The organism is Nocardia coubleae NBRC 108252 (assembly GCF_001612805.1).
Classification (GTDB): Bacteria; Actinomycetota; Actinomycetes; order Mycobacteriales; family Mycobacteriaceae; genus Nocardia; species Nocardia coubleae.
The window spans coordinates 44659-50951 of the sequence record NZ_BDBD01000023.1 but is presented as its reverse complement, the minus strand read 5'-3'; the positions used below and the strand labels follow the sequence as shown (position 1 = coordinate 50951).

Genomic DNA, 6293 nt, shown 5'->3' with positions numbered 1-6293 from the left:
CCAGCACCACTTGGGCGCAATCCAAAAAGAGCCGGCCACGCCCCCAACTCCCAGACAACCTCCCCACCACAGACAACCTCCCCACCAAAGACAACACCCCCACCCACCGGATGCGAGTTCGGTGGATGGGGGCGTCGCAACGGCCGTCCGTCGCGTCGGACGACCGGGTCTAGAGGCGAGCAGCCAGTCGCGTCCCCTGGTCGATGGCCCGCTTCGCATCGAGCTCAGCAGCCAGCTCGGCCCCGCCGATGAGGTGCAACTCGACCCCGGCCGCCCGCAACGGTTCCTCGAGCTCACGCACCGATTCCTGCCCGGCACACACGATCACGTTGTCCACCTCGATGACTCGCGGATTCTCCCGCTTCTCCCCGAAGCTGATGTGCAGACCCGAATCATCGATGCGCTCGTAATTCACCCCACCGATCTGCTCGACCCCCTTGGCTTTGAGCGCAGCACGGTGCACCCACCCGGACGTCTTGCCGAGATCCTTGCCGAACGGAGTCGACTTGCGTTGCAGCAGCACGACATCGCGGGCGGCGGGGGAGGGGTTGGGCTTCTTGAGCTGGCCGGGGACCTGCTCGTTGTCGGAGTCGACGCCCCACTCTTCCTTCCACTCGTCGAGCTTGAGCGTGGGATGCCCGTCGACGGTGAGATATTCGCTCACGTCGTAACCGATACCGCCCGCACCGATCACCGCGACCTTCTTGCCGACCGGCTTCTCCTGCTTCACCAGCTCCGCGTACGACAGCACCATCGGATGGTCGATGCCGGGAATGTTGGGGATGCGGGGGCGCACTCCGGTCGCCAGCACCACCGAGTCGTAGCCGCCGTCGATCAGTTCGGTTGCGCTGACACGCTTTTCGAGGTGCAGCCGGACACCGGTGAGCTCGATCTTGCGGCGGAAGTAGCGGATCGACTCGTCGAACTCCTCCTTGCCGGGGATGCGGCGGGCGATGTCGAACTGGCCGCCGATCTTGTCGTCGGCCTCGAACAGGTCGACGTGATGGCCGCGCTCGGCCAGGTTCACCGCGGCCGACAGGCCTGCGGGGCCCGCGCCGACCACCGCGATGCGTTTGGTGCGCCGGGTGGGCAGCAGGTTGAGGGTGGTCTCGCTGCCCGCGCGCGGGTTCACCAGGCACGACACCTTCTTGTTGCCGAAGGCGTGGTCGAGGCAGGCCTGGTTGCAGGCGATGCAGGTGTTGATCTCGTCGGCGCGGTCGCCGCGCGCCTTGTTCGCCCATTCGGGATCGGCGAGCAGGGGGCGTGCGAGCGAGATCAGGGCCGCGTCGCCTCGGGTGAGGATCTCCTCGGCGATCTCGGGCATGTTGATCCGGTTCGACGCACACACCGGGATGTTCACCTTGCGGGCGATCTTGGCGGTGAACTCCACGAACGCCGCACGCGGCACCGAGGTGACGATGGTCGGCACCCGAGCCTCGTGCCAGCCGATGTCGGTGTTGAGGATGTCGACGCCGACGGACTCCAATTCCTGTGCGAGCGCGACGATCTCGTCGAAGGTCTGGCCCTTCTCCACGAGCTCGGCCATCGACAACCGGAACACGATGATGAAATCGGGGCCCACCTCGGCGCGGATGCGGCGCGCGATCTCCACGGGCAGCCGCCGCCGGTTCTCCGGGGTACCGCCCCACTTGTCGGTGCGCTTGTTCACCCGCGGCGCGAGGAACTGGTTGATGAAATACCCTTCACCGCCCATGATCTCGCAACCGTCGTACCCGGCGAACTTGGCCAGCCCGGCGCAGCGGGCGTAGTCGTCGATGGTGCGTTCGATGCCCTTGGCCGAGAGGGCACGCGGCTTGAACGGGTTGATCGCCGACTTCACCGCCGAGGCCGAAACACTGGTCGGCATATAGGAATAGCGGCCCGCGTGCAGGATCTGGATGGCGATCTTGCCGCCCTCGTCGTGCACCGCCTTGGTGATGCGCCGGTGCCGGTAGGCCTCCGTCTTGGTGGTGAGCTTGCCGCCGAACGGCAGCAGCCAGCCGGTGCGGTTGGGTGCGTACCCGCCGGTGATGATGAGCCCCACACCGCCGCGTGCGCGCTCGGCGAAGTAGGCGGCGAGCTTGTTGGTGTCCCAGGCGCGGTCTTCGAGGCCGGTGTGCATGGAGCCCATGACCACCCGGTTACGCAGGGTGGTGTGGCCGAGGTCGAGGGGCTCGAACAGATGGGGATAGGCAGTCATGGGCGATGGTCACCTTTTCGCGGTCGCAGGGCCTGCAGTACTTCGTCGCACCATTCGACGTAACCGGTCTCCGCGCGGATACCCGCGCGAAGCACCAGGTACTGGTGCAGAGCGGTGCCGGAGAGCTGGTCCGGCGCCGGAAAGAATTTCTTCTCGCTGAGCTGGTACTCCTCGAGGCGTTGCGCGTGTTCGGCGCGATGGCGGGCGACCTCGGCGCAGACGGCGTCGATATCGCCGTGCGCGGCGCCACGCACCTTGACGCCGAGTTCGTCGCGGGTGGGCACCGATTCGGCGGGCTCGGCGATCCAGCGGGCCAATTCCTCGGCTCCGGCGGGGGCGACCGAGTACACCTTCTTGTCGGGTTTGCCCTGCTGGGCGACCGATTCCACGGTGACCCAGCCGGCTTCCTCCATCCGCTTGAGCACGCGGTAGATCTGCTGGTGGGTGGCGCTCCAGAAGTAGCCGATCGACTTGTCGAATCGACGGGCGAGTTCATACCCGGAGCCTGCTCGCTCGCTCAGCGAGACCAGGAGCGCGTGCTCGAGTGCCATGCGACGAGGATATGCGCAACCAACGGTTCTATGCAACCAGGTTCATATGAATTGACGGCGCGGCGGATCGTCGATGCCCTGCCGGGCACGGAACGCGCCGTTACGCTCGGTGCATGACCGAGGTGAGCGCGTCCGCGACCATCGGCGAGGCGGCCGGACGCGGACAGGTGATGGCGTGGGGGCTGTGGGATTGGGGGTCCTCGGCGTTCCAGGCCGTGATGCTCACCTTCGTGTTCTCGGTGTATCTCACCGACAAGGTCGGCGACGATCTGCCGGGCACGATCTCGGCGAGCGCGTGGCTCGGCTGGGCGCTGGCAGGCGCGGGCCTGCTGGTGGCGCTGACGGCGCCGGTGTGCGGGCAGTATTTCGACGCGGTCGGGTCGCGCAAGCGGGCTCTGGCCACGCTGACCGCGCTCACCGTCGGCGCGATGTCGATGATGTTCTTCGTCCACGACGACCACCGCGACCTGTGGCTCGGGCTCGCCCTGCTCGCCTTCGCCTCGGCCACCTTCGAACTGGCCACGGTGCCCTACAACGCGATGATGCGCCAGGTGTCGACGCCTGCGACGGTCGGTCGGGTGTCCGGATTCGGCTGGGCGATGGGCTATTTCGGTGGCATCGTGTTGCTGCTCGCCTGCTACGTGGGCTTCCTCGCCGGTGACGGCGACCGCCGCGGCCTGCTCGACATGCCGACCGATCAGGGCCTCAATGTGCGGCTGGTGATCGTGCTCGCCGCCGTCTGGTTCACGGTGTTCGCGCTGCCGGTGCTGTTCACCGTGCCCGAACTGCCACGCACCGGTGCCGATCCCGGCGCCGACCGCGTCGGATTCCTCGGCTCCTACCGGGTGCTGTGGCGTGACGTGCGCGACCTGTGGCGCACCGACCGGCACACCGTGTGGTTCCTGCTGGCCAGTGCGATCTTCCGCGACGGGCTGGCCGGCGTTTTCACCTTCGGTGCCGTGCTCGCGGTCGGCGTGTACGGCTTCGCCGACGCCGATGTGCTGCTGTTCGGCGTGGCCGCGAACGTGGTGGCCGGCGCGGCGGCGATCGCGGCTGGCCGCTTCGACGACCGGCTCGGACCCAAGCGGGTGATCGTCGGCTCGCTCGTGGGCATGATCGCCTGCGGCGTGGTTCTGCTGGTGGTCACGGGCCCGCTGATGTTCTGGATCTTCGGCCTCGCGCTCACCGTCTTCGTCGGCCCCGCCCAGGCTTCGGCCCGCTCGTTCCTGGCCCGGCTGGCCCCGCCCGGTCGCGAAGGGCAGCTGTTCGGCCTCTACACCACGACCGGTCGCGCGGTCTCGTTCCTCGCACCGGCCCTGTTCGGGCTGTTCGCGTGGGCTTTCCACAACGATCGCGCCGGCATCATCGGCCTGCTCGTGGTGCTGACGATCGGTCTACTCGTACTGCTCCCGGTGCGTGCACCGAGCGCGATCCAGGACGCCAAACCTATGTAGCGTCACCGATTTTGCCCGCACCGATTTGTGAACACCTGTACTCCCAACCCGATCGACCGCGGATTCGCGAGAACGCGGGTATTTCACCGGTATGAACGCTCGCAACCAGCACGTCGTCGTCGGCCGCCGAGGCGAATCCCTCGCACCCCAGCGACGGGACAGCGGGTGAGGCGTCAGTTTTCGGGCGAACGCGACGGCTGCCAGGCGGCGATGCCGAGCGCGATGAGGCGCATCTGCATCACCGTGCGCTCCACGACCGCCGATTCCTCGCGCGGGGTCGCCGACACGAACGCGCCGATTCCGTCGGTCACCGTGCTGACCAGCAGGTCCGCGGCGATCTCGAGCTCGGTGGTGCTCCAGGAATCCAGTGCCCGCAACCGCGACAGGTCGGCGACGATCTCGCGCACGATCAGCTGCATCTCCATCGCGATGGCCTGACGCAGTGGTGCCGAGCCGCCGTGCCGTTCGCGCAGGAGGAATCCGAACAGCGCGCGCTTGGCGGCGACCTGGTCGAAGACGAACCGCACGGTGTCGGCGAGGTGGGCGTCGGGCTTGCGCCTGACCTCGCGCAATGCCAGCCGTAGCGCGGTGACACCCTCGTCGACGAGGGTGGCGCCCAGATCGTCCAGCGACGCGAAGTGGCGGTAGAACGCCGTCGGCACGATCCCGGCCGAGCGTGCGACCTCGCGCAGGCTCAGTGCGGCGAACCCGCGCTCCGCGGCCAGTGCCAGCGTGCCGTCGAGGAGAGCCGCCCGAGTGTGCGCTTTGCGCTCATTCCGGGTTCCTGCCTGCTCAGTCACATCGGTGAGCATACATCCGTTCACCATAGTCGCTTCCTTGGAAATGTAGTCCGGCTCACATCGCTGCCGGTTGACAGTGGGCCGGGTTCATCCGGCACACTGGTGAGTGTACAGGCGTGCACTGAAATTTTCGCCAGCACGTCCACGGAACATCCGCAGAGGGGCAACACACATGGTGGGACTGATCGACCTGGTGCAGACGTTGACGACGCCGCATCCGCTGGACCGGTACCTCGAACTCGTCAGCCCGGCGCTGACCGCGCGGGAACTGCGTGCCGAGGTCACCCATGTATCCCGCGCGGTGCCCGGCTCGGTGACCCTGACCCTGCGTACTTCGCGCCGCTGGCGTGGACACAAGGCCGGGCAGTACATCCAGATCGGGGTGCTGATCGACGGCGTGCGCCACGTCCGCTGCTACTCGCCCATCGACCCCGAGGGCGGCAGCGACCGCTTCCTACAGATCACCGTCAAGGCGCACCCCGGCGGGCTGGTCTCGAACTACCTGCACGATCACGCCGAACCGGGCATGGTCGTCAACCTCGAGCCGGCGAGCGGCGTGTTCGCGCTGCCCGAGCAGCGGCCCGCGAAGGTGCTGCTCATCAGCGGCGGCAGCGGCATCACTCCGGTGCTGTCGATACTGCGCACCCTCGACGCCGAGGCCTACACCGGTGAGGTCACCTTCCTGCACTACGCGCGTCAGCCGGAGATGATTCCGCACCGCGCGGAACTGGCCGCCATCGCCAACCGGCGCCCCAACTTCCGGGTGGAATACCGCTTCCCGGTGGAGCCGGGCACGGTCGTCAACGGTGAGACCTCCACCGGCAGCGGCTTTTTCGATTACGACGAGCTCGAGCGCGTGGCGCCCTGGTTCGCCGACGCGCAGACCTTCGTGTGTGGCCCGCCGCCGCTGATGAACGCCGTGAAGAACATCTTCGAGGCCGAGGGTCTCGCGGATCGGGTGCACAGCGAGGAGTTCACCCTCACCACCGTTCCGGTCGACCCGTCCGAGGCCACCGGCACCGTCACCTTCTCCGGCAGCGACGTCGCCGCCGAGAACAACGGTTCCTCGCTGCTCGAACAGGCCGAATCGGCCGGGCTCACCCCGGAATACGGCTGCCGCATGGGGATCTGCTTCTCCTGCACCGCGACCAAGGTGTCCGGCTGCACCCGCAACCTGCGCACCGGCGAACTCGACGCCGACCCCGACAAGCAGATCCAGATCTGCGTGAACGCACCCGTCGGCGACGTCGACATCGCCCTCTAGTCAACCGATCACCGCGAAACAACC

Annotated in this window: 5 protein-coding genes; 2 read left to right on the top strand and 3 right to left on the bottom strand. The window is 67.5% G+C overall.

Features of this window, described 5'->3' with window-relative positions:
* Positions 1-169: 169 nt before the first annotated feature.
* Positions 170-2200, bottom strand: coding sequence for an NADPH-dependent 2,4-dienoyl-CoA reductase (locus NCO8_RS24615; RefSeq protein WP_067642469.1), 2031 nt, complete (start codon positions 2198-2200; stop codon positions 170-172).
* Positions 2197-2751, bottom strand: coding sequence for a PadR family transcriptional regulator (locus NCO8_RS24610; RefSeq protein WP_067642467.1), 555 nt, complete (start codon positions 2749-2751; stop codon positions 2197-2199). The genes NCO8_RS24615 and NCO8_RS24610 overlap by 4 nt, the downstream gene beginning before the upstream one ends.
* Before the next feature lie 113 nt (positions 2752-2864).
* Between NCO8_RS24610 and NCO8_RS24605 the strand changes: the two genes are divergently transcribed.
* Positions 2865-4205 carry an MFS transporter gene (locus NCO8_RS24605; protein WP_067642465.1) on the top strand — a complete coding sequence of 447 codons (1341 nt, stop codon included), beginning with the start codon at positions 2865-2867 and terminating at the stop codon, positions 4203-4205.
* Between the two features lie 173 nt (positions 4206-4378).
* Here the strand turns inward: NCO8_RS24605 and NCO8_RS24600 are convergent, their stop codons facing one another.
* Entirely contained in the window at positions 4379-5032 is a 654-nt protein-coding gene (locus NCO8_RS24600) for a TetR family transcriptional regulator (RefSeq protein ID WP_067642464.1), read from the bottom strand.
* Between the two features lie 145 nt (positions 5033-5177).
* On the opposite strand from NCO8_RS24600, the gene NCO8_RS24595 reads away from it, so the two are divergent.
* The gene (locus tag NCO8_RS24595) at positions 5178-6269 is read left to right on the top strand and encodes a ferredoxin reductase (protein WP_067642460.1); all 1092 of its coding nucleotides are present in this window, start codon (positions 5178-5180) and stop codon (positions 6267-6269) included.
* Positions 6270-6293 lie beyond the last annotated feature (24 nt).